General features: G+C 69.9%; 24 protein-coding genes and 1 pseudogene. 17 read left to right on the top strand and 8 right to left on the bottom strand.

Going from position 1 to position 23865, the window contains the following annotated elements; genetic code table 11:
* Window positions 1-5 precede the first annotated feature (5 nt).
* Entirely contained in the window at window positions 6-1220 is a 1215-nt protein-coding gene (locus HMPREF9336_RS16685; protein WP_007468969.1) for an O-succinylhomoserine sulfhydrylase, read from the top strand.
* Window positions 1221-1292: 72 nt separating this feature from the next.
* The gene (locus HMPREF9336_RS16680) at window positions 1293-2432 is read left to right on the top strand and encodes an LLM class flavin-dependent oxidoreductase (protein ID WP_007468968.1); all 1140 of its coding nucleotides are present in this window, start codon (window positions 1293-1295) and stop codon (window positions 2430-2432) included.
* Window positions 2433-2459: 27 nt separating this feature from the next.
* Here HMPREF9336_RS16680 and HMPREF9336_RS16675 read toward each other — a convergent pair whose 3' ends face one another.
* Window positions 2460-3410, bottom strand: coding sequence for a mechanosensitive ion channel family protein (locus HMPREF9336_RS16675; RefSeq protein WP_007468967.1), 951 nt, complete (start codon window positions 3408-3410; stop codon window positions 2460-2462).
* Window positions 3411-3574: 164 nt separating this feature from the next.
* Between HMPREF9336_RS16675 and HMPREF9336_RS16670 the strand changes: the two genes are divergently transcribed.
* From HMPREF9336_RS16670 to HMPREF9336_RS18130, 8 genes and pseudogenes are all read left to right on the top strand, one after another.
* Window positions 3575-4786: a sensor histidine kinase gene (locus tag HMPREF9336_RS16670; protein WP_007468966.1), complete on the top strand. Its 1212-nt coding sequence runs from the start codon at window positions 3575-3577 to the stop codon at window positions 4784-4786.
* A 15-nt stretch (window positions 4787-4801) separates the two neighbouring features.
* Entirely contained in the window at window positions 4802-5488 is a 687-nt protein-coding gene (locus HMPREF9336_RS16665) for a response regulator transcription factor (RefSeq protein ID WP_007468965.1), read from the top strand.
* 191 nt (window positions 5489-5679) lie between these two features.
* Window positions 5680-6653: pseudogene (locus HMPREF9336_RS16660) on the top strand (Ppx/GppA family phosphatase).
* Window positions 6654-6777: 124 nt separating this feature from the next.
* The gene (locus HMPREF9336_RS16655) at window positions 6778-7920 is read left to right on the top strand and encodes an ICP22 family protein (RefSeq protein WP_007468963.1); all 1143 of its coding nucleotides are present in this window, start codon (window positions 6778-6780) and stop codon (window positions 7918-7920) included.
* A gap of 16 nt (window positions 7921-7936) precedes the next feature.
* A complete protein-coding gene (locus HMPREF9336_RS16650; protein WP_007468962.1) occupies window positions 7937-8836 on the top strand; it encodes a sugar phosphate isomerase/epimerase family protein in 900 nt (299 codons plus the stop codon).
* Complete coding sequence (proC, locus tag HMPREF9336_RS16645) at window positions 8833-9654, top strand: pyrroline-5-carboxylate reductase (protein ID WP_007468961.1); 822 nt, start codon at window positions 8833-8835, stop codon at window positions 9652-9654. The genes HMPREF9336_RS16650 and proC overlap by 4 nt, the downstream gene beginning before the upstream one ends.
* A gap of 130 nt (window positions 9655-9784) precedes the next feature.
* Entirely contained in the window at window positions 9785-10039 is a 255-nt protein-coding gene (locus HMPREF9336_RS16640; RefSeq protein WP_007468960.1) for a helix-turn-helix domain-containing protein, read from the top strand.
* 275 nt (window positions 10040-10314) lie between these two features.
* Window positions 10315-10416 carry a 30S ribosomal protein bS22 gene (locus HMPREF9336_RS18130; RefSeq protein WP_013138554.1) on the top strand — a complete coding sequence of 34 codons (102 nt, stop codon included), beginning with the start codon at window positions 10315-10317 and terminating at the stop codon, window positions 10414-10416.
* Window positions 10417-10566: 150 nt separating this feature from the next.
* Here HMPREF9336_RS18130 and HMPREF9336_RS16635 read toward each other — a convergent pair whose 3' ends face one another.
* A complete protein-coding gene (locus HMPREF9336_RS16635; RefSeq protein ID WP_007468959.1) occupies window positions 10567-11532 on the bottom strand; it encodes an HAD family hydrolase in 966 nt (321 codons plus the stop codon).
* Window positions 11533-11785: 253 nt separating this feature from the next.
* Between HMPREF9336_RS16635 and HMPREF9336_RS16630 the strand changes: the two genes are divergently transcribed.
* The 4 genes from HMPREF9336_RS16630 to hemB are packed head-to-tail and all read left to right on the top strand — an operon-like array spanning window position 11786 to window position 16657.
* Complete coding sequence (locus tag HMPREF9336_RS16630; RefSeq protein ID WP_007468958.1) at window positions 11786-13141, top strand: glutamyl-tRNA reductase; 1356 nt, start codon at window positions 11786-11788, stop codon at window positions 13139-13141.
* Window positions 13138-14067, top strand: coding sequence for a hydroxymethylbilane synthase (gene hemC, locus HMPREF9336_RS16625; RefSeq protein WP_007468957.1), 930 nt, complete (start codon window positions 13138-13140; stop codon window positions 14065-14067). Before HMPREF9336_RS16630 ends, hemC begins: the two co-directional genes overlap by 4 nt.
* Window positions 14068-14081: 14 nt before the next feature.
* Complete coding sequence (locus tag HMPREF9336_RS16620) at window positions 14082-15662, top strand: bifunctional uroporphyrinogen-III C-methyltransferase/uroporphyrinogen-III synthase (RefSeq protein ID WP_021030901.1); 1581 nt, start codon at window positions 14082-14084, stop codon at window positions 15660-15662.
* Window positions 15659-16657, top strand: coding sequence for a porphobilinogen synthase (gene hemB / locus HMPREF9336_RS16615; protein WP_021030900.1), 999 nt, complete (start codon window positions 15659-15661; stop codon window positions 16655-16657). Before HMPREF9336_RS16620 ends, hemB begins: the two co-directional genes overlap by 4 nt.
* Here the strand turns inward: hemB and HMPREF9336_RS16610 are convergent.
* The gene (locus HMPREF9336_RS16610) at window positions 16617-17081 is read right to left on the bottom strand and encodes a VOC family protein (protein ID WP_007468953.1); all 465 of its coding nucleotides are present in this window, start codon (window positions 17079-17081) and stop codon (window positions 16617-16619) included. The two genes, hemB and HMPREF9336_RS16610, sit on opposite strands and share 41 nt — an antisense overlap.
* On the opposite strand from HMPREF9336_RS16610, the gene HMPREF9336_RS16605 reads away from it, so the two are divergent.
* Window positions 17080-17298, top strand: coding sequence for a hypothetical protein (locus HMPREF9336_RS16605; RefSeq protein ID WP_007468952.1), 219 nt, complete (start codon window positions 17080-17082; stop codon window positions 17296-17298). The two genes, HMPREF9336_RS16610 and HMPREF9336_RS16605, sit on opposite strands and share 2 nt — an antisense overlap.
* 9 nt (window positions 17299-17307) lie before the next feature.
* A complete protein-coding gene (locus HMPREF9336_RS16600) occupies window positions 17308-18138 on the top strand; it encodes a shikimate dehydrogenase (protein ID WP_021030899.1) in 831 nt (276 codons plus the stop codon).
* Window position 18139: 1 nt separating this feature from the next.
* Here the strand turns inward: HMPREF9336_RS16600 and HMPREF9336_RS17695 are convergent, their stop codons facing one another.
* From HMPREF9336_RS17695 to HMPREF9336_RS16575, 5 genes are all read right to left on the bottom strand, one after another.
* Window positions 18140-18712: a hypothetical protein gene (locus HMPREF9336_RS17695; RefSeq protein ID WP_007468950.1), complete on the bottom strand. Its 573-nt coding sequence runs from the start codon at window positions 18710-18712 to the stop codon at window positions 18140-18142.
* 59 nt (window positions 18713-18771) lie between these two features.
* Window positions 18772-19254 (bottom strand): peptide-methionine (R)-S-oxide reductase MsrB, encoded by a 483-nt coding sequence (gene msrB, locus HMPREF9336_RS16590; protein WP_007468949.1) that lies wholly within the window; start codon window positions 19252-19254, stop codon window positions 18772-18774.
* A 52-nt stretch (window positions 19255-19306) separates the two neighbouring features.
* A complete protein-coding gene (locus tag HMPREF9336_RS16585) occupies window positions 19307-19705 on the bottom strand; it encodes a PaaI family thioesterase (RefSeq protein ID WP_040586193.1) in 399 nt (132 codons plus the stop codon).
* A 128-nt stretch (window positions 19706-19833) separates the two neighbouring features.
* Complete coding sequence (locus tag HMPREF9336_RS16580; RefSeq protein WP_007468947.1) at window positions 19834-21138, bottom strand: glycosyltransferase family 87 protein; 1305 nt, start codon at window positions 21136-21138, stop codon at window positions 19834-19836.
* Between the two features lie 48 nt (window positions 21139-21186).
* Entirely contained in the window at window positions 21187-22734 is a 1548-nt protein-coding gene (locus HMPREF9336_RS16575; protein ID WP_007468946.1) for an alpha/beta fold hydrolase, read from the bottom strand.
* Between the two features lie 98 nt (window positions 22735-22832).
* On the opposite strand from HMPREF9336_RS16575, the gene zapE reads away from it, so the two are divergent.
* Window positions 22833-23861: a cell division protein ZapE gene (zapE, locus tag HMPREF9336_RS16570; protein WP_425277275.1), complete on the top strand. Its 1029-nt coding sequence runs from the start codon at window positions 22833-22835 to the stop codon at window positions 23859-23861.
* The last annotated feature ends 4 nt before the right edge of the window (window positions 23862-23865 follow it).

Genomic DNA, 23865 nt, shown 5'->3' with positions numbered 1-23865 from the left:
GCCGTGTGACTGAGCAGCCGAAGCGAAACCGTCCCCTGCCCGAAGGCGTCAGCCTCGACACGATTGGCGTGCGCGGGGGCCTGCGCCGCTCGCAGTGGGAAGAGACCTCGGAGTCCATCTACTTCAGCTCCGGCTACGTGTACGACTCGCCCGAGCTGGCCGAAGCCGCGTTCGCGGGCGAGATCAGCCGTTTCCAGTACTCGCGCTTCGCGAACCCGTCGGTGGCGACCTTCGAGGACCGGCTCGCCCTCTTGGAGGGAGCCGAGGCGGCCTTCGCGACCGCCACCGGCATGGCGGCGGTCTTCACCGCGCTCTCGGCCATCCTCAAGGCGGGCGACCGGCTCGTCGCCGCGCGCAGCCTCTTCGGCTCCTGCTTCATCATCTGCAACGAGATCCTGCCCCGGTGGGGCGTCGAGACCGTCTTCGTCGACGGCGAAGACCTCGACCAGTGGGAGAAGGCTCTCTCCGTGCCGACCCAGGCGGTCTTCTTCGAGACCCCGGCGAACCCGATGCAGACCCTGGTCGACGTCGCGAAGGTCTCCGAGCTCGCCCACGCCTCGGGCGCGAAGGTCGTCTTCGACAACGGCTTCACCGGCCCCATCGCGCAGCGCAGCATCCCGCTCGGAGCCGACGTGGTGGTGTATTCGGGCACCAAGCTCATCGACGGCCAGGGCCGGGCGATGGGCGGGGCGATCCTGGGGACCAAGGAGTTCGTCGAAGGCCCGGTGAAGTTCACCATGCGCCACACCGGCCCCAGCCTGTCCCCGTTCAACGCGTGGGTGCTGACCAAGGGCCTTGAGACGCTGAACCTGCGGACCAAGGCGCAGACCGCCTCCGCGCTCGCCATCGCGGAATGGCTGGAGCAGCAGCCGGAGATCGAGTGGGTCCGCTACCCGTTCCTGGAGTCGCACCCGCAGTACGAGCTCGCCAAGGCGCAGATGTTCGGCGGCGGCACCTGCATCACCTTCGCGCTGAAGGCCGACGACGCGAAGGCCAAGGCGTTCGACTTCCTCAACCGGCTGCGGATCGTGGACATCTCGAACAACTTCGGCGACGTGAAGTCCCTCATCACCCATCCGGCCACGACCACGCACCGGGCGATGGGGCCGCAGGGCCGCGCCGCCATCGGGCTCTCCGAAGCCGTCGTGCGGCTGTCGGTCGGCCTCGAGTCCGCCGAAGATCTGCTCGCGGACCTCGAACAGGCGCTCGCGGGCGAGTAGCGGCGGGGCTCGCACCGCGTTGCGCGCAACTCGAGCGGAATACAGCGCGGGCGAAACGGCTTGATCTCAGATATGGCCATCCCTTTGTCCGTGCTCGACCTCGCCCCGACGGTGTCGGGGGCCACGCACGCCGACGCGCTCCGGCGCAGCCTCGCGCTCGCGAAAGCCGCGGAGTCCTTCGGCTACCACCGGCATTGGTTCGCCGAGCATCATTTCGCCGCCGTCGCGAGCACGTCGCCGGACGTGCTCGTCGGTCAGGCGCTCGCCGCGACGGAGCGGATCCGGGTCGGCTCGGCGGCCGTGCTGCTCGGGTACTACCCGGCTCCCCTCGTGGTGGAGCGCTTCGCGATCCTCGCGGCGCTGTATCCCGGCCGGGTGGACCTCGGGGTCGGCAGGTCCGCGCAGCGGTTCTCCTCGCACGGGCACAACAAGCACATGGCGGGAGCCGACGCGCCCGCCCGCGAGCAGGAGCCGTTCGACCCCGACTCGTGGCCGAGGACGGACGGGGTGCTGATCCCCAAGCAGCCGCTGTTTCGGCCCGGCGACCTCTCGGCGCGGTTGGCACGGGAGGCCCAGCTGTTCCTGCCGGGCAGCGCGCCTGCGGACTACGGAGAGCAGGTGGACGAGATCCTCGACCTGCTGGCGGGCTCGCGGACCACGGCGGAGGGGGTCGCCGTGCGCGTGGCGGCGGCCGAGGAGTCCGACCTGGTCCTGTGGGTGTTCGGCAGTTCGCGCGGGCAGAGCGCGAGCACGGCGGCCCGCAAGGGGCTGCCGTTCGTGACGAGCTACCACGTCACTCCCGCCACCGCCTTGGACGGCGCGGCGGCGTACCGCGAGGAGTTCGTCCCGTCGAAGACGCTCGCCGAGCCCTATCTCGTCGTCTCCGCGGACGTGGTCGTCGCGGAGAGCGACAAGAAGGCGCAGGAGCTTGCCGAAGGCTACGGCAGGTGGGTGCACAGCATCCGGGCGAAGGGCGGCGCGGAGCCGTACCCGGCCCCGGGCGAGCACGCGCCCCTCGCCGCGCACGAGCGGCGGGTCGTGGAGGACCGGATCCGGACCCAGTTCGTCGGATCGCCCAAGACCGTGGTCGAAGGGCTCAGCGCGCTCGCGAGGCTCGCGCGGGCGGACGAGCTGGTGGTCACGACCATCACGCACGACCACGCCGACCGGGTCCGCTCGTACGAGCTGCTGGCCGAGGCATGGGGGCGCTGAAGCGCCCGGACGGCTCCTTCGGCCTGGCTAGTCGGCCCTGAAATCGGTGAACGCCGCCTCCGAGGACGGCCGGGGCATGTCGGGGGTCGAATGCGGCGTGGGGACTCCCGCGTCGCGCATCGCCTTGTGCAAGTGCCGGTTGAACTCGCGCCGCACCCGGTTGCTCTCGCCGGGGGCGGCTTTGATGTTCAAGCGGAGCGTGACGTGGAAGGGGTCGACTGTCTCCACGCCGAGCACCTCCGGAGTCTCGATGAGAAAACCCGACATCCGGGCTTGCGCCGCCAGATCGTTCGCGGCGTTGCCCGCGACCTCGAGCGCGTAGCCGAGGTCGGCAGTGCGGGCGATCGGCAGGTCCACGACCACGAGCGAGAAGCTTTGGCTCAGATTCCCCACCGAGGAGATCTCGCCGTTGCGGACATGCCACACGACGCCGTTGGCGTCTTGCAAAGTGGTGATGCGCAGCTGGATCGCGAGCACCGTCCCGACGACGCCGCCGATCTCCACCATGTCCCCGACCTCGAACTGGTCCTCGATGACGATGGCGGCTCCGGAGATGATGTCGCGGACGAGGCTTTGGGCCCCGAAGAGGAGCGCGAAGCCGACAAGGCCCGCCGAGGCGGCGAAGTTGTGCAGGTTGACCCCGAAGAGCGACAGGGATTCGCTCAGACACCAGTCGACCAGCACAATCGTGACGACCACCTTCAAGCCCGAGCCTATCGCCTTGGCGCGTTTTTCCCTGCGGGCTCGGAGCAGCCCCTCGTCTTTCAGGTCGAGGCCCGCCGTGTGCAGCGCGCGGCCCGAGGCCGCGTTGCGGCGCACGGCCCAGTCGATGAGCATGTGCAGCACCAGCCGGAGCAGCAACGCGAGCGCGATGAGCGCGAGCACGAGCAGAATGTTGTCAACGTGGTGCCACTGGAGGAGCGCTCTGGGGTCTTTGGCCAGCGGTGAAGCCGGCGCCGCGAAAGTCGTCGTGCGCATAGCGAAAGGATCGCACACCAGGGATCTTTCGGCGCGGGAAAGCCAAGGCCGCAGATGAACCCCAGGCTGGCTCCATATGAACAGCCGGTGAATCTCCGCCGACCGGAGCCTGCGACCCGCGACAGTGGTTCCCTCGCTGGTCGTGCGGGCTTTACTATGCAAGTGTGGCTTTGAACCAACTGCTGCGTCCAGCGTGGCTGCGCCGCCATCCGGACGCCTCGTCGCCGGGCGGCGACGACGCGGCGATCCGGCAGGACTCCTCGGCTGGACTTTTGTCGGCGGTCCTCACAGCCTCGCCAGGCGGAGTGGTGGTGGTCGGGGAGGACGAGACGGTCCTGGTCGCCAACCCCCGCGCTCGGGAGCTCGGCGTGGTGCAGTCCGGGAAGCTGACCGACCCGCTCGCCGAGGCCGCCTCGGCGGCGATCGAGCGCCACGGCCAGCGGCGGCGCCTGGAGGGCGAAGAGGGCGAGGACCAGCCGTTCGAGCTGGTCGGCAAGGATTTGCGGTTCCCGGCGGCCCGTGGCAGCAAACCGGAGGTCGTCGTCAAGGCCAAAGTGGTGGGGGCCTCGGTCGGCGGGGAGCCCTGCGCGATCCTCTTCGTCGAAGACGTCACCGAGGCGATGCGGATGGAGACCGCGCGGCGGGACTTCGTCGCCAACGTCAGCCACGAGCTCAAAACGCCGGTGGGGGGCCTCTCCCTCCTCTCCGAAGCGCTGCTGGAATCCGCCGACGACCCCGACGCGGTCCGGCATTTCGGCAAGCGCATGCACGCGGAGGCGAACCGGCTGGGCATGATGGTCACCGAGCTCATCGCCCTCTCCCGGCTGCAGGGCGCGGAGAAGCTGCCGCACGTCGAGGTCGTGAAGATCGACGAGGTCGTCCACGAGGCGGTGGACCGGCTCCGGCTCACCGCGGAGGCGACCGGCATCGCGATCACGATGGACTCGCCGAGCGGGCTGGAAGTCATGGGGGACCGAGCGCTCCTGGTCACAGCCCTGTCGAATCTGCTCTCCAACGCGGTGTCGTACTCGCCGAGCGGCACTTCGGTCTCCGTGTCGCGGCGCGTCCAGTCCGGGATGGCGCAGCTCGCCGTCACCGACCGGGGCATCGGCATCGCCCCGGAACACCAAGAACGGGTGTTCGAGCGCTTCTTCCGAGTCGACAAGGCGCGCTCGCGCGCCACCGGCGGCACCGGCTTGGGCTTGGCCATCGTCAAGCACGTGATGGTGAACCACGGCGGGTCCGTGCGGCTGTGGAGCAAGCCGGGGACCGGCTCCACGTTCACCTTGGAGCTTCCGGCGCGCATCTCCCCGCCGGAGCCCGCGCCGCCAGAGCACGACCCCGAACCATCCGCCAACGCCTCGTCCCACCAGTAATCCGAAGGAGCCGCTATGACCCGAGTGCTGATCGTCGAGGACGAAGAGTCCCTCGCCGACCCGCTAGCCTTTTTACTCCGCAAAGAAGGGTTCGAGACCGTCATCGCGGGCGACGGCCCCACCGCGCTGACCGAATTCGACCGGACCGGGGCCGACATCGTCCTGTTGGACCTCATGCTGCCCGGCATGGGCGGCAACGACGTGTGCAAGCAGCTGCGCGCCCGGTCCTCCGTCCCCGTGATCATGGTGACGGCGCGGGACAGCGAGATCGACAAGGTGGTCGGGCTCGAGCTCGGCGCGGACGATTACGTCACCAAGCCCTACTCCGCCCGCGAGCTCACCGCGCGGATCCGCGCGGTGCTGCGCCGGGGGCAGGAGGCCGAGTCGGAGACCAGCCTCGACGGGGCGCTGGAAGCGGGGCCGATCAAGCTCGACGTCGACCGGCATTTGGTGTCGGTGCACGGCAAGCAGGTCACGCTGCCGCTCAAGGAGTTCGACTTGCTCGAATACCTCATGCGCAACCGGGGCCGGGTGCTCACCAGGGGCCAGCTCATCGACCGGGTCTGGGGGGCCGACTACGTCGGCGACACCAAGACGCTCGACGTCCACGTCAAGCGGCTGCGCTCGAAGATCGAAGACGACCCGGCCAAGCCCGAGCGCCTCGTCACCGTGCGCGGCCTCGGATATAAGTTAGAGGCGTAAAGGACATCGCCCAAAGCGACCAGCGCTCGGCCTGACGGTCGGGGTCCCCTCCGGGGCGGCCCTGGAAGGCCAGGAACCGCAGCGCGCAAACAGCGTCGGCTTGCCGGCTCGTTCCTGCCCCGTCGGCGGCGGAGGCGAGGCGAGATAACGGCACGAGCCGAGCACAGCCTGAACGAAAGGACGTAATGCATATTCGGCTCGGCGTGCTCGACGTGGGCAGCAACACCGTGCACCTCCTGATCGTCGACGCGCATCGGGGCGGCAGGCCGACGCCGATGAGCTCGACGAAATCCGTGCTCCGGCTCGCCGAGCAGATGGACTCGCGGCACGCGGTCACCGAGAAGGGGCAGCGCCAGCTGGTCGAGGCGGTCAACCGTTCCGCAGAGCTCGCCAAAGAGGCCGGGTGCGCGGAGCTGCTCGCGTTCGTCACCTCGGCGATCCGCGAGGCGACGAACGCCGACCAGGTCCTCAAACGGGTGTGGGAGGAGACCGGGGTCCAGCTCACGGTGCTCTCCGGGGCGGACGAGGGACGGCTGACGTTCCTCGCGATGCGGCGCTGGCACGGTTGGGGGCTGGGCGCATCCTCGGCCTCGACATCGGCGGCGGGTCTCTCGAGCTGGCCCTCGGCGGAGACGAGGAGCCAGAGGTGGTGGAGTCGCTCCCGCTTGGCGCGGGACGGGTGACCCGGCACTGGGGAGCGGGCGATCCGCCCACGCCCGCGCAAGTCTCCCGGTTGCGGGAGTGGCTCGAGGCGCAGATCGCGCCGACCGCCCGGCGGTTCTCGCAGTTCGATCCGGCGGATCTGGCCGTCGCGAGTTCGAAGACGTTCCGATCCCTCGCCAGGCTCACCGGGGCGGCCCCCTCCTCGGCAGGCCCGCTGGTGCGCCGTTCGTTGAGCCTGCAGGCGCTGCGGCAGCTGACCGCGTTCATCTCCCGGATGAGCTCTTCGGACCTCGCCACGCTCGACGGGGTGAGCTCGGACCGGGCGCATCAGCTCGTCGCGGGCGCGATCGTCGCCGAGACGGCGATGCGGGCGTTCGGGGTCCAATCGCTGGAGATCTGCCCGTGGGCCCTGCGCGAGGGAGTGATCTTGCGCCGCCTCGACGCGGAGATCCACCCGGTGTTCCTGCCCGACCCCGACGCCGCTCCGCTGGTGTCAAAGTAACGTGAAGTGACCGGTGGTTACTCGCCGCCGAAGACGGGCGGTATTCTGAATCCCAACGCCAACGCGTGAGAAATGAGGCGCATGTGACCCGCCTGGGTCCACAGCCGGGTAGAGTGAGCAGACCATGGAAGAACAGGATCAGCCGAGCGTCTCGGTGAAGGACCTCTTGGCCCGGATGGGCAAAGAGGAGTCCGATGTCGTTCTGGGAGGCCGTTCCCGCCGTCGTCGTCCCGGCGCGAACAGCGTCTCGGTCGGCGACCTCACCGGCGAGATTCCCGTCGTGCGGGACGGATCGCCGCGCACGCACCGCGCGGAGCAGCAGAACAACCGGAAGTGGTCCGGGTGGTCCAAGCGCGAAGATCCTGACGCCCACCTCGACCAGCGGGACCGCGAATGGGACTTCCGCGTGCTCTCCGGCGAGATCGAGCGTGTCCAGGACCGCGACGAAGACGCGGACGAACAGGCGCAGGAGCTGGAGGGCGGGCCGTCGGTCTACACGGAGCAGCCCCCCTTCCAGGACTCGTACGAGCAGGACGCCGCAGGCCAGGCCCCTTGGGGCGCTTTGGAGCGGGGCGAGGAGGACGGCGCGTTCGGAGCCGGGGAGGAGCCCTCCCAGCAAGCCGAGGCGGAAGCCGCGAACGGCCCGGAGCCGGTCCACGCCGGATGGGGCGAGACCCAGCATCTGACGGAGGCGGCCGCCGAGGAGCACGAGAGCGCCGAAGCCCGCGCATGGTCCGCCGAGCCGGGGGAGGGCGAGGCCTCCGCCGTCGGCGAAACCGCGTGGCGAGAGGAGGCCGCGTCCGGCCAGGCGGAGCGCGCCGAGCCGGAGCCGGCCGGGCCGGGGCACGAGGAGCAGGGGGCGAAACCGCACAAACGCGTCAGCGCCTTCAAGGCCGACCAGCTCGAGCGGGCGCGCGAAGTGTTCGAAAAGCGCAAGAGCCAGGGCGAGGCGATCCACCGCACCGGCTTCCTCGGGGCGGTGGACAAACTGGCCGCGGTGCAACTTCCGGCCTGGGCTTCGATCACATTGCAGTTCGTGGTCGGCTTCCTCGTGGGAGCCGTGCTGTTCTGGGTGTTCCGCCAGCTGTGGAACGGAGACGGCCTTGCGGTGGTCGCGTCGTCGCTCGCGGTGGTCACCATCGTGGTGCTGGTGCTGGGAGCCCGCTGGGTGCGCCGCAAGAACGACTGGGCGAGCATGGCCGTGGCAGGCTTGGTCGGGGTCTGGGTGTGCTTCGGCCCGCTGGCGATCTCGCTCTTCACGAAATGACGGACCGAGCCGCGCGATGACGGACCGCAGCCGGGGCGGGGCGATTCGCGTCGCCCTTTCCACGTCCTCGGTGTACCCGGAGAACACCAGGGCCGCGTTCCAATACGCGGCCGAGCTTGGATACGACGGCGTCGAGCTCATGGTGTGGATGGAGGCGGTGAGCCAAGACATCGGCGCGGTCGCGGAGATCTCCGGGCAGCACGAGGTCCCCGTGCTGTCTGTGCACGCGCCGTGTTTGCTGCTCTCCCAGGCTGTGTGGGGCACGGACCCGGTGGCGAAGCTCGCCCGTTCGGTCCGCGCGGCGGAGGAGCTTGGCTCCGACGTCGTCGTCGTGCACCCGCCGTTCCGCTGGCAGCGGCGGTACAGCGCGGGATTCGCCGACCAAGTCGCAGAGCTCTCCAAAGGGGACGTGAAAGTCGCGGTGGAGAACATGTTCCCGATCCGGCTGGAGCGGCTGTGGGACACCTGGGCGGGCCGCAAACTACAGAGCCGGGCCAAGACGCCGGAGTCGTTCAGCGCCTTCGAGCCGTCCCCCGACCCGACGGACGTCGGCCACCAGCACTACACCCTCGACCTCTCCCACGCGGCGACCGCGCAAGTGGACGCGCTCGACCTCGCCGACCGGATGGGGGAGGGGCTCGCGCACGTGCACCTCGGCGACGGCACAGGAGCCCCTGTGGACGAGCACCTGCTTCCCGGCAGGGGGAACCAGCCCTGCGCCGAATTGTGCCGCAGGCTCGCGATGAGCGGCTTTTCCGGCCTCGTGGTGCTCGAAGTGAGCACGAAAGCCGCGAAAGACCGCCGCGAGCGCCGGGCGATGCTCGCCGAGGCGCTCGAATTCGCCCGCGAGCACCTCGCGCGGCCGAGGGTCGCCAGCACGACCGAACCGGAACCAGAGAAAAGAGAAAAGCTATGACAGCAGTCGCGATCATCGGCGGCGGGAAACTGGGCGAGGCGCTGCTTTCGGGCCTGGTCGCGGCGGGCCGCCAGCCGAGTTCGCTCCGCTTGTCCGAGTCGGACGAGAAGCGGGCCAAAGCGCTCGGCGAGCAGTTCGGCATCCGCACCGGCTCGGTCCCCGAGGTCGCCGAAGGCTCCGACGTCATCGTCATCGCGGTGAAGCCCTCGGACGTGGACGCGGTGCTGCGCGAACTCGTCGTCCCGTTGCGCGACTCCGCCGTCGACCAGCTCGTCGTCTCCTTCGCCGCGGGCGTGCCGATCGCCCAGTACGAGGCGGGCCTGCCCGCGGGCACCCCGGTCGTGCGGCTGATGTCGAACACCCCGATCCGCGCGCGGCAAGCCATGACGGCGGCGGCCCCCGGACGTCTGGCGCGCGAGGAGCACCTCGCGCTGACCGCCGAGCTGCTCGAACCGCTCGGCGACTTGGTCGTCGTCGACGAGCGGCACCTGAACGCGGTGACCGCGGTCGCGGGCTCGGGGCCCGCCTATGTGTACCTCCTCGCCGAGGCGATGATCGACGCGGCGGTCTCCGTCGGCCTAGAGCACCGCTTGGCGAGGCAGATGGTCCGACAGACCGTCATCGGGGCGGCCGCGCTGCTGAGCGAGGAAGGGGCGGTCGCGCAAGACCTGCGGTCCGAAGTGACCTCGCCGGGCGGGACCACGGCGGCCGCATTGGTCGAGCTTGAACGAAAAGGGCTGCGAGCTGCGGTGATCGACGCGGTGCACGCGGCGACTGCGCGCAGCGCCGAACTCGGGAAGCCCAAGAATCCGAGCTGACGAGACAGCTCGACTAGTCAGAATCCGATGTTACAGTTAAGCTCCTCTGAGCATAACGTGACACGCGGGCACGCCGGAGACTGGCGGACCGAGATGAACACGACACGAGCTTGAGACCTAGGATGGAGCCATGGCAGCGAGAAAGCCCCCACAGGACATCGAGGGCGCTGAGCACAAACTCGTCGCGACTCCCGGCCTGATCGGCGGCGAGAGCCGATTCCTGACCGTCGCCGAAGTCGCCGGGCTCATGCGGGTCTCCAAGATGACGGTGTACCGCCTCGTCCACAGCGGCGAGCTGCCTGCGGTCCGGGTGGGACGCTCGTTCCGAGTGCACTCCAAGGCCGTGCACGACTACCTGGAGACTTCGTACTACTCCGCCGGATAGGCACTGGGGCCGACGCATCGGCCTTCTGCGCCGTTCCCCCTCGCGGGACTCGCGGGCGACGCCTCTGGACGCTCGTTCCCGCCTCTTCTGCGCGCGTCGTGGTCTTCCGCCTTGCGTCCCATCCGCTGAGACGTCCAGGATTTTTCGGTCGAGATCGCTTCTGCGGCTCTCCCGATTTGGGCGCACGCGCGCGAGCGCGTATGCTGAATCGCTGGCCGTGAAACTTGGCGCCGATTTGCGAGCGCCCCTGGACAACACATGAGAGAGGCTCCTGTATGGGCTCAGTGATCAAGAAGCGTCGCAAGCGGATGTCGAAGAAAAAGTACCGCAAGCGGTTGAAGGCGACGCGGGTCCAGCGCAGAAAATTGGGCAAGTGACGGAGCCCGCGCTTCTCCGCTCCAGATGACGAAAAGCTTCAAAATAGAGGCGCCCGGCGATTCTTCGCCGGGCGCCTCTGTTCGTCCATGCCGTCCGCGGCATTGGCCGAAGAACGCCCGGCCCGCTTTGCGGAGGTCCGCCGCCTCGGTCTAGTCGGTGCGCAGCAGCGCGGCGTTCAGCGCGCGCGTGAGCGCCGCGTGCAGTTGCTCCCGGTGCGTGATCACCGCGGTGGCGGCTCCCGCGAGGACGCCGAGCACGAGCGCCGACGGGACGCCGACGCGGGCGGCTTTGCGCGCGGTGCGGTAGTCGCGGACCTCCCAGCCCCGGATGCGCGCGATCTCGCGCAGCTCCGGATCCGGGTTGATCGCGACCGCCGTGCCCACCAGCGAGAGCATCGGCACGTCGTTGCTGCTGTCCGAGTACGCGGTGCACCGTTTGAGGTTCAGCCCCTCCCGCGCCGCGAGCGCGCGCACCGCGTGCGCCTTCCCGAGGCCGTGGAGCAGGTCGCCGACCAGCCGTCCGGTGAAGACGCCGTCCTTGCTCTCCGCGACGGTCCCGAGCGCCCCTGTCAGGCCGAGCCGCTCCGCGATGGTCTGCGCCAGCTCCACCGGAGTCGCGGTGACCAACCACACCTGCTGCCCGGCGTCGAGGTGCATCTGGGCGAGCGCCCTGGTCCCCGGCCAGATCTTCCCTGCGATCAGCTCGTCGTAGATCTCCGCGCCGAGGCGGCGCAGCTCGGCGGTGGAGCGGCCCTCGATGAAGGAGAGGGCGCGCTGCTTGCCGCGCTTGGCGTCCTCGGAGCTCTCCTTCCCGGTGAGCCGGAACTTCAACTGCATGAAGACGAAACCGAGCAGGTCGCGGGTGGTGAAATAGTCCCTCGCGACGAGGCCTCGGGCGAAGTGGATGATCGAAGCCCCCTGCACGAGGGTGTTGTCCACGTCGAAGAACGCCGCCGCCGTGAGGTCGGGCTGGACTTCGTCGTACTCTTTCTCCGCCTCGTCCAGCTCGAGTTCCGGGGCCGCCCGCTCGTCGCCTTCCGAGTGCAGCGCGCGCAGCGCCTCATGCGCCACCTCCGCGGCGGCTTCGCCTGCGAGGCTATGTCGATCTTGGGGCACGTGCGCACCTCCTCTCGGCGTCTAGCCTACTTGTGGCGGGCCGGAAATCGGCAGAGGCGGGCCGCGTGGCATATTTTATAGGTTAGCCTTGCCTAATTTCGCAGGTCGCGGCATTGAACCTCACACCCGAGGAATTGGAGAACTCGCGATGTTGGGATTACCGTAGAGGGAGCTGGCGGCCGCAGACCACCAGATCGCACTCGACAAGGAGGCCGATTTTGATCGCCGAGGGCTGTTGTGCCGGTGAGGTCCTATGAGCTTGCTCGTCCTTGGCGTGTCCCACCGGACCGCCCCCTTGTCGGTGTTGGAGAAAGTGGTCGTCGCCGAGCCTGATCAGCCCAAGCTCCTCGCGAGGATCGCCGGGGGCGGCCAGGTCGCCGAAGCGCTGGTGCTCTCCACCTGCAACCGGATCGAGGTGTGGGCGGTCGTCGAGGCGTTCCACGCGGGCGTCGCGCACATCGGGGAGGCCCTCGCGCGCCACACCGGCGCGGGCGAGCGCGAGCTGACCGAGCACTGCTACGTCCATTACGGCAAGGCCGCCGTCCAGCACGTCTTCTCGGTCGCGGCCAGCCTTGACTCGATGGTGGTGGGGGAGCAGCAGATCCTGGGCCAGGTCCGGGCCGCGTACGCGACCGCGACGTCGGCGGGGACGGTCGGCGCGGGCCTGCACGGCGTGGTCCAGCAGGCGTTGCGGACCGGCAAGGCCGCGCAGAGCCAGACCGCCGTCGCCCACGCGGGCCCGTCCATGGTCTCCCGCGCCCTCGACCAGGTCGCCGCCCACCTGCCCGCAGGCTGGGACGGGGCCAAGGTCGGAATCGTCGGAGCGGGGGCCATCGGCTCGCTGGTGGTCGCCGACCTCAAGGAGCGAGCGCCCGGCCTCGGGGAAGTCGTGACGTTCAGCAAGACGCAGAGGAGCGCCCGCAGGCTCGCGGAAACCGCCGCCTCGGGCGGTCTGACCGCGACGGCGGGCGCGATGACCGAACTCGTGGAGCTGCTCGGGTCGTTCGACGTGCTCGTGACGTGCGCCGGCGCGGTGGGAACGCTGCTGGTGGCCGAGGACTTCGCGATGATCGGCGAAGGCATCGTCGTCTGCGACCTCTCCGTCCCCCGCGACGTGGATCCCTCGGTCGCGGACCTGCCCGGCGTGCGCGTGGTGGACACGCAGTCGCTCGCGGAAGGGGCCGCGCAAACGCTCGACCAAGAGGCGTTGCGCGCCGTGGAGGCGCTCGTGGCCAAGGAGGTCGCGGCCTACCTGCAAGGACAGCTCCAGCAGTCCGTCGTGCCGACCGTGACCGCGCTGCGCCAGCGCGCCGACGAGGTCGTCGCGGAGGAGCTGCTCCGGCTGGAGACGAAACTGCCCGGCCTTGACCAGGCGCAGCGCGCCGAGGTGACCAAGTCGGTGCGCCGCGTGGTGGACAAGCTGCTGCACACCCCGACGACGCGGGTCAAGGAGCTCGCAGGCGGCGGGGACGGCGGCAAATACGCCGAAGCCCTCCGCGAACTGTTCGGGCTCGCGCCCGGATCGGTCGCCGCGGTCACCGGAACCGGCTCCCACGAGCCCGGCGGGCGGGAGAGCGCGCCGGAAGGGGCTCGGGAGCCAGTCCGTTGATCCGGGTCGGCACCCGTGGCAGCCTGCTCGCAACCACCCAAGCCGCGACCGTGCGCGACGCCATACGCGCCCTCGGCGAGCAAGCCGAGCTTGTGATTGTCAACACAATCGGCGACCGCGTCTCCGGCCCGATCGTCGAAATCGGAGTCGGCGTCTTCACCTCGGCGCTGCGCGACGCGCTGCTCGCCGACGAGATCGACGTCGCCGTGCATTCGCTCAAAGACCTCCCCACAGCGCAAGACCCGAGGTTTTCCCTGGTGGCGGTGCCGGAGCGCGCGGATCCGCGCGACGTTCTGGTGAGCCGGTCCGGCTCGCGCCTCGCGGATCTGCCCCCCGGCTCGGCCGTGGGCACGGGAGCTCCTCGGCGCAGCGCGCAACTGCGCCTCGCACGTGCGGACTTGGAAATTCAGCCGATTCGAGGCAATCTAGATAGCAGAATGCGTAAGGTTGCCACAGCAGAGTGCGACGCCATCGTGGTGGCGCGAGCGGGCCTTTTGCGACTCGGTCGAGAGCAGGAGGCGACTGAAATCTTGGATCCAGCGGTCATGCTGCCGGCCCCTGGCCAAGGCGCCCTCGCCGTTGAGTGCCGATCCGAGGCTCCCGTTTCCCTCACCGAGGTTCTCGGGAGACTCGACCACGAGCATAGCCGAGTCACTTCCGCCGCCGAGCGGGCGGTCCTCGCGGAGCTCTCTGCGGGGTGCTCCGGGCCGGTCGGGGCGCTCGCCCGGATCGACGCGCAGACGCTCCGCGTCGAGGCCGCGGTGTGCGCCCTCGACGGCTCGCGCCAGATCCGGGAAGCGCAGAGCGCTCAGTTGTTGAATGAGAGCCACGCCGCCGCATTGGGCCGCCGCGTGGCCGAATCGTTGCGTTCCATGGGCGCCATGGAACTCGTTGGAGCCGTGCAGGACACCCCAGGCCTGTCGTGACTGGAGAAAGCGTGATGGACAAGAAGAAAACCGCGGGACGCGTCGTCTTCGTCGGCACAGGTCCGGGTGATCCGGGACTGTTGGCGTGGCGGGCCCGCGAGACCTTGATCGACGCCTCCGTGGCCTTGGTGGACCCGGCGGTCCCGAAAGAGATCCTGTCGCTGATCGGCACCCGAGGGGCGACGAACGACGAGGGCCAGAAAATCGCGAAAGCAGAACCGCACGTGACCGTGCTGCCGCAGGAGATCGACCCCTCCGACATCGTGAAGATGCTCCTCGGCGAGGCGAAGAACGGCCACGACGTCGTCCGTCTCGTCGCGGGGGACCCCGGCTCGCGCGAGGACGTGGTCGCGGAGCTGCTCGCCATCGCCCGCTCGCAGGCCCCGATGGACGTCATCCCCGGAGTCTCGGCCACCGCCGCCGCCCCGCTCTACGCGGGCATCCCGCTCGGCTCGATCCACACCGAGGCTGACCTGCGCGGCGACGTGGACTGGAGCGCGCTCGCCGGAGCCCCCGGCTCGCTGGTGCTGAGCCTGACCGCCAAGCAGCTGGCCTCCACCGGGGCCGCGCTGATCGACCAGGGCCTGCCGCCGAACACCCCGGTCGCCATCACCTCGGCGGGCACGACCCGCACGCAGAAGACGCTCGAGTCCACCCTCTCCGGGCTGTCCCAGATGGGGGCCGAGCTGCCCGATCCGCTGGTGCTCACCGTCGGGCGGGTCGTCGGCCAGCGCTCGAAGCTCAACTGGTGGGAGAGCCGGGCGCTGTTCAGCTGGTCCGTGCTCGTGCCGCGCACGAAGGACCAGGCGGGCGAGATGTGCGAGCGGCTCGTCTCGCACGGCGCGATCCCGGTCGAGGTGCCGACCATCGCGGTGGAGCCCGCCCGCAGCCCGGCGCAGATGGAGCGCGCGGTGAAGGGCTTGGTCGACGGCAGGTACCAGTGGGTGGTGTTCACCTCCACCAACGCGGTGCGCGCGGTCTGGGAGAAGTTCAACGAGTTCGGACTCGACGCCCGCGCCTTCTCCGGCGTGAAGATCGCCTGCGTCGGCCCCGCGACCGCAAAGCGGGTCCGCGAGTTCGGCATCGAGCCGGAGCTGGTGCCCGAGGGCGAGCAGTCCTCGCTCGGCCTGTTGGAGGAGTTCCCCCCGTACGACGAGATCTTCGACCCGGTGAACCGGGTGCTCCTGCCCCGCGCGGACATCGCCACCGAGACGTTGGCGGCGGGCTTGCGCGACGGCGGCTGGGAAGTCGACGACGTGACCGCGTACCGCACCGTGCGGGCGGCCCCGCCGCCCGCGGACATCCGCGAGATGATCAAGACCGGCGGCTTCGACGCGGTCTGCTTCACCTCCTCCTCCACGGTCCGAAACCTCGTCGGCATCGCGGGCAAGCCGCACGCCCGCACGATCATCGCGTGCATCGGTCCCAAGACGGTGGAGACCGCGCAGGAGTTCGGCCTGCGCGTGGACGTGCAACCGGACGTCGCCTCCGCCCCGGCCCTGGTGGACGCGCTGGCCGAGCACGCCGCCAGGCTGCGGGCGGAGGGCGCTCTGCCGCCGCCGCGCAAGCGGTCGAGGCGCAGCAGCAGCCGATGAGCGGGCAGGGGCAGCCGGTCCGGCCGAGGCGCTCGCGCGCCACCGCGGCCCTGCGCAGGCTCGTGTCCGAGACCCGGCTGAGCCCTGCGCAGCTGGTGCTGCCGATGTTCGTCGCCGACGGCATCGACGAGCCGAAGCCCATCGCCTCGATGCCGGGCGTGGTCCAGCACACCAGGGACAGCTTGCGCAAGGCCGCCGACGAGGCGGTCCGCGCGGGCGTCGGCGGGCTCATGCTCTTCGGCGTGCCCAAACCGGAGGACAAGGACGCCGAGGGGTCCGAGGGCACGGACCCGCACGGGATTTTGAACCACGCGCTCGCCGACCTGAAAGCGGACCTGGGCGACGAGACCGTGCTCATGGCGGACACCTGCCTCGACGAGTTCACCGACCACGGCCACTGCGGCGTGCTCGGGACCGACGGCGCGGGCCGCGCCGTCGTGGACAACGACGCCACCCTCGCGCGGTACGCGGCGATGGCCATAGCCCAGGCCGAGGCGGGCGCGCACGTCGTCTCGCCGAGCGGCATGATGGACGGCCAGGTCGCCGCGATCCGCGCCGCGCTCGACGCGGCGGGCCGGGACGACGTGTTGATCCTCGCGTACGCTGCGAAATACGCCTCGGCGTTCTACGGGCCGTTCCGCGAGGCTGTGGGCAGCTCGCTGGACGGGGACCGCCGGGCCTACCAGCTCGACCCCGGCAATCGCCGCGAGGGCTTGCGGGAGGCCCGTCTGGACGTCGCGGAGGGAGCCGACTTCGTGATGGTCAAACCGGCGATGAGCTACTTGGACGTTTTGCGCGAGGTCGCGGACGCCTCGCCGGTGCCCGTGTTCGCGTACCAGATCTCGGGCGAGTACTCGATGATCCTCGCCGCCGCCGAGCGGGGCTGGATCGACGAACAGGCCGCGGCCCTCGAATCGGTCACCAGCATCGTCCGGGCTGGCGCGGACAACGTGCTCACGTATTTCGCGACAGACCTGGCGCTTCGGCTGCGCTGAGCAGAACGGCCCCGTCCGGCGCGATCCGCCATCCCGGGTTGTGGGCGATTTCCCACACGATCCCGTTGGGGTCTTGCACGTGCGCGTGGTACACGCCGCCGAACTCGCCCTGCTGCGGCGCTTTGCGCACCAGCCCGCCCGCCTCGGCCATCGCGGCAACGGTCGCGCGCACCTCGGCGGGGCTGGCGACATTGTGCGCCAGCGTCACCCCCGACACCGCCGCGCCAGTGTCCGCCTCGCCGAGGTCGCGGTGGAATTTCTCCGCGTCGAAAAAGCCAAGCACAAGGCCGGGGGCGATCTGGAAGAAAAGAATCTCGCCGGGGAAATCGCCAAGCGGAGCCCACCCGAGCGCGTCGGCGTAAAAACGCCGCGCGGCTCCGAGATCCGCCGCTGCGAAGGTCAAGAAGTGCACTTGCTGCTCCATGCCGTTTTCCTACCACGCCGCCCGCCCCGGCCGGAAGACGCCCCGCAGCCCTCGTCCCTTGCTCCGCCTCCCGCCGAGCGCAGATGCGGATGCGGGGGAGCGGCTGTTCTTCGTCGCCGTCGCGCGAGACGGCCGGACCGCGTCCGCCGCCACGAGCGCGGAGCATGAGCAGAACATCGCCCTCGCCCATAAGAACGGCGTGCTCCGATTGGGCTAGGATCTCCGAGTGCCTCGCAAAGCTGGAGTTCTCGGCAGCCCTATCGCGCATTCCCTCTCGCCGGTGCTGCACCTGGCGGCGTATCGCGCGCTCGGCCTCGACGATTGGACCTACGAGCGGATCGAATGCGCCGAGGACCAGTTGCCCGCGCTGGTGGGCGGGCTCGCGCACCAGTGGGTCGGCCTGTCGGTGACCGCGCCGAACAAACTCGCCGCGCTGGCGTTCGCGGACACCCGCACCGAGCTTGCCGAAGCGGTCGGCTCGGCGAACACGCTCGTGCGGACCGAGACGGGCTGGCACGCGGACTGCACCGACGTGGACGGCGCGTTCGGGGCGTTGGCGGAGCTGGGCGCGGGGCAGGGGGACCGGCCCGCCGTCGTGGTGGGCTCGGGCGGCACGAGCCTGCCCGTGGTGGCCGCGTTCGCCCGCGCGGGGCTGCGCGAGGCCGTGGTGGTCTCCCGCGACGAGAAACGCGCGTACCCGGCGCTCCGGCTCGCCAAGAGCCTCGGCCTGAAACCGCGCTGGGTGGACCTGAACAGCCCGTACCTCGCGAGGATCGCCGAAACCTCGGCGGCGCTGGTGAACACCGTCCCCGCCGACGCGGTCGCGCCGTGGGCCCCGGCGCTGGCCCAGGCCCCGGCAGTGCTCGACGTCGTCTACGCCCCGTGGCCGACGACGCTCGCCCGTCTCGCCGAGGAGCGCGGCGCGCGCGTGGTCGGCGGCCAGTCCATGCTGCTGCACCAGGCGTTCCGGCAAGTCGAATGGTTCACCGGGCGGCCAGCCCCGAAGGACGCGATGCGCGAGGCGCTCGAAGCCGCGCTCGCCGGACGCGCAGGCTGAGCTAGGCGGTCGGCTTCGGAGCCGAGGGGGAGGCGGGGGCCGTCGTGGGGGCGGAGCCCACGTCGGGGACGTCCGGGGACACCGGCTGGCCGTTGACGGGCTCGGGGGTCGGGAAGACTTTGGTCTGCTTGTCGTCGAGGACGAAACCTCGGTCCACCTGGTAGCAGGCGGTGACCGGGCCGTCAACGCCGCACGTCGCCCCGCGCCAGGAGATCTTGGTGCGATCGGGCAGGAGGTTCGGCTCGTTCTCCAGCTCCGGCGCGGGCTGGTAGTTCACGATGTTGCCCCGGACGTGGTTCGCCCCTGCGGGCGCGCCGTGCAGCGCGCCCCAGCACTCGAAGCTGTAGGCGTCGATGTTCAGGAAGCAGGTGAGCCCGGTCCGGGTGCGGAACTCCAGATGAACCCCTGCCGCGTCGTCGCCGCCCACGAGGTAGTCGTTCCAGGTCACCGCGTCGAACGCGTCGATGTTCGGGAAATCCGGCGGGGCCGCCTGCGCGGCGGGGGAGCCGACTGCCGCCGAGGCGATCACCGCGAGGGCGGCAGCGGAAAACTGGACGAGGCTGTTCAGACGCACGAGGTCAGCATAGCGGGCCCCGCCGAAGGACGCGCGGCGCGTGCGCCGGCCGTCCGGGCTCATCCCTCCGATGGCTCCAGCCGCAGGCTGAGGGAGTTGATGCAGTAACGCTGGTCGGTCGGCGTGTTGTAGCCTTCGCCCTCGAAGACATGGCCGAGGTGGCCGCCGCAGTTGGCGCAGAGCACCTCGACGCGGCGCATGCCGAGGCTTCGGTCCGCGCGCTCCACGACCGCGTCCTTGGCGAGCGGGGTGAAGAAGGAGGGCCACCCGCAATGCGAGTCGAACTTCGCCTCGCTGCGGAACAACTCCGCCCCGCACGCCCGGCAGGAGTAGACGCCGACCGTCTTGGTGTCGGTGTACTCGCCGAGGAACGGGCGCTCGGTGCCCGCACGCCGCAGCACCTGGTACTCGTCCGGGGAAAGGCGCTCGCGCCACTGCGCGTCGGTGAGCGCGTGTGCCTCGGCCTTCGAGAGCCTGTGGCTCTGCCGGGGCGGGCTATCGGGCTCGGCCTTCGTCGCCGACGGGCCGTCGTTCTCGCTCATGCGTCAATGGTAATGAGATTTCCGGATTGGGGCAGCGCTCGCGGGAGCGGGCTCAGCGCCCGGCGGCCTGTTCGCCCCGCAGGGTCATGACGACGCTGGTGACCGTCGCGGCGGGCTTGCCGTCCGAGCGCAGGATGTCGCACGCGTAATGCGTGATGGTCCGTCCGCTGTGCGAGGGCCTTGCGACGGCGACGAGCGTATCCGACCAGACCGGGCGCAGGAAGGTGGCGCGCAGGTCGATGCTGGTGAAGGACTCGCCGTGCCGCATGAGGGTGGAGTGCGCGGTGCCGATCGCCGCGTCGGCGAGCTCCACGAGGAAGCCGCCGTGCACGGTCCCTTGCTGGTTGCCGTGCCGCGCGGGGTCGACTTCGACCCGCACCGAGGCCGTCCCCTCGCCGACTTCGACGATATGGAAGCCCAAAAGCTGGGAGATCGCCGTCGGATACCGCATATGCGTGGTGTCGCCGGGGCGCAGTTCCCCCGCGAGCTGACGGCGCAGATACTCCAGCACCGGCAGCGACTCGCCCGATTCGCTCATGCGGCGATGCCTCCTGTGGTTTCTCGGTCTGAGGCCCCGGCTCAGGCGGCGGAGGCCGCCTGAGCCGGATCGCTCGGCTCGGGCCGCTCGCCCTCGGTTTCCTCCGCCTCCCCGCGCTCGTCCTTCGTGCCTTTGGCGAGCCACAGCGCCGCGAAGACCCCGACGATCACGAGCGTCCAGCCGAAGGTGAATTTCAGGTACTCCATCGCCCGGCCCTTGGGGTAGAGGAAGACGAGCAAGTCCCGAGGCGGACGCTCGTGGCGCAAGGGCTGGTTGAACTCCCAGAAGTCCAGCGACATGCAGCCGTACAGGCCAAGCCAGGGGACCCAGGAGCGCATGGGCGAGCCCGCCCGGACCACGGAGAGCGCCATCGGAACGAGGAAGAGCGAGTAATAGCCCTGCCCCAACGAGCCGAGCACGAACGTGGCGACCAGCGCGAGCCCCGCGGTCGTCGCGGCCCACAGCACCAAGTCTCGGTGGCGGAACCGCCGGTAGAGCCACCACAGGCTGATCAGGACGAGCGCCCCGAGCACCGCCCGCAGCAGGAGCAGCAGCACGGGGTTGACCCCGTAGTAGGCTCCGACGCCCTCGATGGCGCTGTTGTAGTAGTCCCTCGGCTTGCCGAGGTAGGGGACGACTTGGCGGTAGTACTTCACCGCGTCTTGCGAGTACAGCAGCTCGCCTGGGTCCGCCGAGTACAGCAAGCTCGCGACCAGCAGCGCGGCGGGCACGGCGAAGGCCGCCGCGAAGGTCTTCCACCAGCGCAGCACGAGGGGGATGAGGAGCAGCGGGGCGAGGATCGGCTTCACCGCGAACGTCAGGCCGAGCGCCGACCCGGCGAGCCACGGCCGGTCGTGCTTCACGCACAACAGGAAAATGGCCTCGGCGAGGAAGACGAACCCGTTGACGTTCGTGAAGGTCAGGGTGTTGGTGACCGATTCGGTGAGGAAGACCGCCGCGAGCAGCGCGGGCGTCGCGAAGGAGCGCAACGGCAGGTCGAAGAATTTCAGCAGGAGCAAGCAGGCCGCGATGATCGCCGCCGAGGTCCCCGCGATGAACAGCAGCCGCGCGGTGATCGGGTCGAAATGCGTGATCGGGGAGAGCAGCAGCGTCCCGCTCGGCGGGTACAGGTAGTGCGGCTCGACCTGGTCGAGGTTCTGGGTGTACACCGGCCGGTGGTTCAAGAAGGCGAGCCCGGCCTCGTAGACCGGGTTGAAGTCGTCCGTGATGTGCTCGTTGACGGCGAGGATCATCGTGCGGTGCAGCACGGACATCACTGCGATCGGCCATAAGGCCGCGTTCAGCGCCTTCGCGCCCGCCGAGTTGAACCATTGGGGATATGACACCTGCGAACCATACTCAACCCGAGACCGCGCGAGCAAGGTGGCAGGCCGCTACGCGGGGCAGTGAAGCTCGGGAGCCTCTGGCTGCCCCGAGTTCAGGTACTTCTCCGTCGTGTCCTGCGCGCAGCGCGAGCGCAGCAGCGGCGAGTAGCCGACGCCCTCCCAGCTCACCAGGCCCAGCTTGCCGTTCGCGAGGCCGACGAGCGCTTTGATCGGCCCGGGGTCGGAGGATCCGACGACGGGATTGGTCTTCGTGAACGTCGCGAGGACGGGGATCGCGAACGACTTCGGCGCGTTGAGCGCTTGCCCGGTCGGCCAGCCGGAGCAGTCCAGCAGCGACTTCGCGACCACGTCGCCGACCGTCGGGTACTTTTCTTTCGCGCTCCATTCCTTGGCGAGCTCTTTCGCCCGATCCGCCGTGGGCTGGTTGCGCTGGTCGTTGCACGCGGCGAGGAGCTGGCCGTCGGTGAACCGCTCGGCCATGGTGTCGCCGAGCTGGGCGCTGAGGCCGTCCGGGGCGTTGAGGGCTTCGGCGAGCGAGGCGATCGCCTGCGGCTGGCCCTGCGGGTCGAGCGCGAGCACCGTCGCGATGTGCTCGAGCAGCAGGCTCTTCGAGACCCTGCCGAGCTCGCCCGAGCCCGCCTGGTCGAGGATCTCTTTGACCTTGGCCCCAGGATCCGGGCCGAGCGCGCAGCTCAGCGCTTTGCACTGGGCGGCGAAAGCGCGCAGTGAGGCTTCCAGCCCCGCCGCGCGCTGCTCCCCGATGACTTCGGCCTCGGAGCCGTACGGCGGCGGCGAGTCCAGCACGACGCGCGCGACCTGGTCCGGGTGGTCGTGGGCGTAGGTGAGCACGACGGACGCGCCGTTGCCGACCCCGATCAGCGCGAGCCGGTCCACCTGCCACGCGGCGCGCAGCGCCTCGATGTCCTCCTCAGAATGCCGCAGGTCGAAGAAACCGGGCTCCATCGAGAGGAACTGCGGACAATCGCCGATGTACTGGCGTGCTTTCTCGGCGAGCGGGCCGAACTCGTCCGAGCCCGCGCCCTGGAACTGCATCTGGTCGATGATCGAGCGGCGGGCGGAAGCGCCGAGCGGGCCGCAGTTGGCCGAGGGCGAGCTGTTCAGGCCGCGCCGGTCGACCGCGACGATGGGGTGCTCGGTGAGGGGCGAGGAGGACGCGGCGGAGGCCAGCATGGCGAGGTAGCGGGTGGACGCGATGTCGGAGCCCGTGGTGAGCACGACCGGGGCGGCATCCGGCTTGGTGCTGGGGGTGCGCAGCCGCGCGAGCGAAAGCGCCAGGCTCGTCCCCCTGCGCTCTTTGGCCGGGACGGTCAGCGTCGCGCATTCGAGGACGACGCCTTGGGGCGGATTCTGGAGGTTGTAGTTCGCCAGGAGCTGGCGGGAGCAGTCGCGCCAGCTCAGATCCGTCTTCGGCGGGGTGAACTCGGGGAGCCGGGGGCCGCCCTGGCCCTTCTGGTCACCGGCCTTGGGCTCGCCGTACACCGGCAGCGCCGGCCCTCCGAACGGGTCGAAGCCGCATCCGACGCACGCGAGGGCGAGCGCCAAGGCGGCCATGGCCACCACGAGTCGTTTCCACATGACATTCGAGCTTACCCGCGCGAACTGTTGTGAACTCGACCTCATACCTGCTCGGCCGAGTCGAAATCAGGAGCCGAGCAGCGCTACTGTGCATAGCTGTGGTGTTGCATCTGACTGATCGCCGGCCTGTGGTCGCCCCAGACGAGCTCGTGGCGAGCCTTGTCCCGCCGCCGACCTTCGCCGATGTCAGCTTCGCGAGCTACCGGCCCAACCCCGGGGAGCCCAGCCAGGCGGCGGCGGTCGTCGCAGGCGAGGCGTTCGCGCAGAAGATCGCCGAAGTGCGGTCGAGCAAATCGGGGTGGTTCCGCAAACAGCAGCGCGGCGCCGGCCTCTACCTCGACGGCGGCTTCGGCGTCGGCAAAACGCATCTGCTGGCCTCGATCTACCACGCGGCTAAAGCCCCGAAGCTCTTCGGCAGCTTCGTGGAGATCACGAACATGGTCGGGGCCATCGGCATGGCGGGCACGGTGGAACGTCTGGCGCAGCACAGCGTGGTGTGCATCGACGAGTTCGAGCTCGACGACCCTGGGGACACCATGCTCCTCTCCCGTTTGCTCGGCGAGCTCTTCGACCGCTCGGTGTCCGTCGCCGCCACCTCCAACACCTTGCCGGGGCAGCTCGGCGAAGGCAGGTTCGCCGCGCAGGACTTCCTGCGGGAGATCCGCCAGATCGCGGACGGATTCCAAGTGTTGCGCGTGGACGGGCCGGACTACCGGCACCGGGATCTGCCCGCGCCGCCCGCGCCGCTCCCCGACGCGGAGCTGCGTGAGCGGGCAGACCGCCTCGCCAATGCGAGCTTGGACGACTTCGGCGCGTTGGCCAAGCATCTTGCGACCCTGCACCCCTCGTGCTACCGCGAACTCGTCAAGGACCTCGCGGCGGTGTGCCTCTCCGGAGTCGGCCCCGCGTCCGACCAAGCCGTCGCGCTTCGGCTCGTGGCGTTCATCGACCGGCTCTACGACGCCGGCATCCCGGTGCTTCTGTCGGGACAGCCGGGGAACGCCCTGTTCACCGATGAGATGCTAGCGGGCGGATACCGCAAGAAGTATTTGCGGGCGATCTCCCGCATCACCGCGCTCGCGCGGGCAGGGGAGCCACTCGGGTCGAACTCCGCCTCGGTCGCCTAGCTTC

It is taken from the genome of Segniliparus rugosus ATCC BAA-974 (assembly GCF_000185725.2).
GTDB lineage: Bacteria > Actinomycetota > Actinomycetes > Mycobacteriales > Mycobacteriaceae > Segniliparus > Segniliparus rugosus.
This window is presented reverse-complemented; position numbering and strand designations above follow the sequence as displayed.

Excerpts from the sequence above, each read along its gene's own strand:
- HMPREF9336_RS16680 (WP_007468968.1), top strand. The coding sequence starts at position 1,293 with ATGGCCATCCCTTTGTCCGTGCTCGACCTCGCCCCGACGGTGTCGGGG.
- HMPREF9336_RS16675 (WP_007468967.1), bottom strand. The coding sequence starts at position 3,410 with ATGCGCACGACGACTTTCGCGGCGCCGGCTTCACCGCTGGCCAAAGAC.
- HMPREF9336_RS16665 (WP_007468965.1), top strand. The coding sequence starts at position 4,802 with ATGACCCGAGTGCTGATCGTCGAGGACGAAGAGTCCCTCGCCGACCCG.
- HMPREF9336_RS16655 (WP_007468963.1), top strand. The coding sequence starts at position 6,778 with ATGGAAGAACAGGATCAGCCGAGCGTCTCGGTGAAGGACCTCTTGGCC.
- HMPREF9336_RS16650 (WP_007468962.1), top strand. The coding sequence starts at position 7,937 with ATGACGGACCGCAGCCGGGGCGGGGCGATTCGCGTCGCCCTTTCCACG.
- proC (WP_007468961.1), top strand. The coding sequence starts at position 8,833 with ATGACAGCAGTCGCGATCATCGGCGGCGGGAAACTGGGCGAGGCGCTG.
- HMPREF9336_RS16640 (WP_007468960.1), top strand. The coding sequence starts at position 9,785 with ATGGCAGCGAGAAAGCCCCCACAGGACATCGAGGGCGCTGAGCACAAA.
- HMPREF9336_RS18130 (WP_013138554.1), top strand. The coding sequence starts at position 10,315 with ATGGGCTCAGTGATCAAGAAGCGTCGCAAGCGGATGTCGAAGAAAAAG.
- HMPREF9336_RS16630 (WP_007468958.1), top strand. The coding sequence starts at position 11,786 with ATGAGCTTGCTCGTCCTTGGCGTGTCCCACCGGACCGCCCCCTTGTCG.
- HMPREF9336_RS16620 (WP_021030901.1), top strand. The coding sequence starts at position 14,082 with ATGGACAAGAAGAAAACCGCGGGACGCGTCGTCTTCGTCGGCACAGGT.
- hemB (WP_021030900.1), top strand. The coding sequence starts at position 15,659 with ATGAGCGGGCAGGGGCAGCCGGTCCGGCCGAGGCGCTCGCGCGCCACC.
- HMPREF9336_RS16605 (WP_007468952.1), top strand. The coding sequence starts at position 17,080 with ATGCCGTTTTCCTACCACGCCGCCCGCCCCGGCCGGAAGACGCCCCGC.
- HMPREF9336_RS16610 (WP_007468953.1), bottom strand. The coding sequence starts at position 17,081 with ATGGAGCAGCAAGTGCACTTCTTGACCTTCGCAGCGGCGGATCTCGGA.
- msrB (WP_007468949.1), bottom strand. The coding sequence starts at position 19,254 with ATGAGCGAGAACGACGGCCCGTCGGCGACGAAGGCCGAGCCCGATAGC.
- HMPREF9336_RS16585 (WP_040586193.1), bottom strand. The coding sequence starts at position 19,705 with ATGCGGTATCCGACGGCGATCTCCCAGCTTTTGGGCTTCCATATCGTC.
- HMPREF9336_RS16575 (WP_007468946.1), bottom strand. The coding sequence starts at position 22,734 with ATGTGGAAACGACTCGTGGTGGCCATGGCCGCCTTGGCGCTCGCCCTC.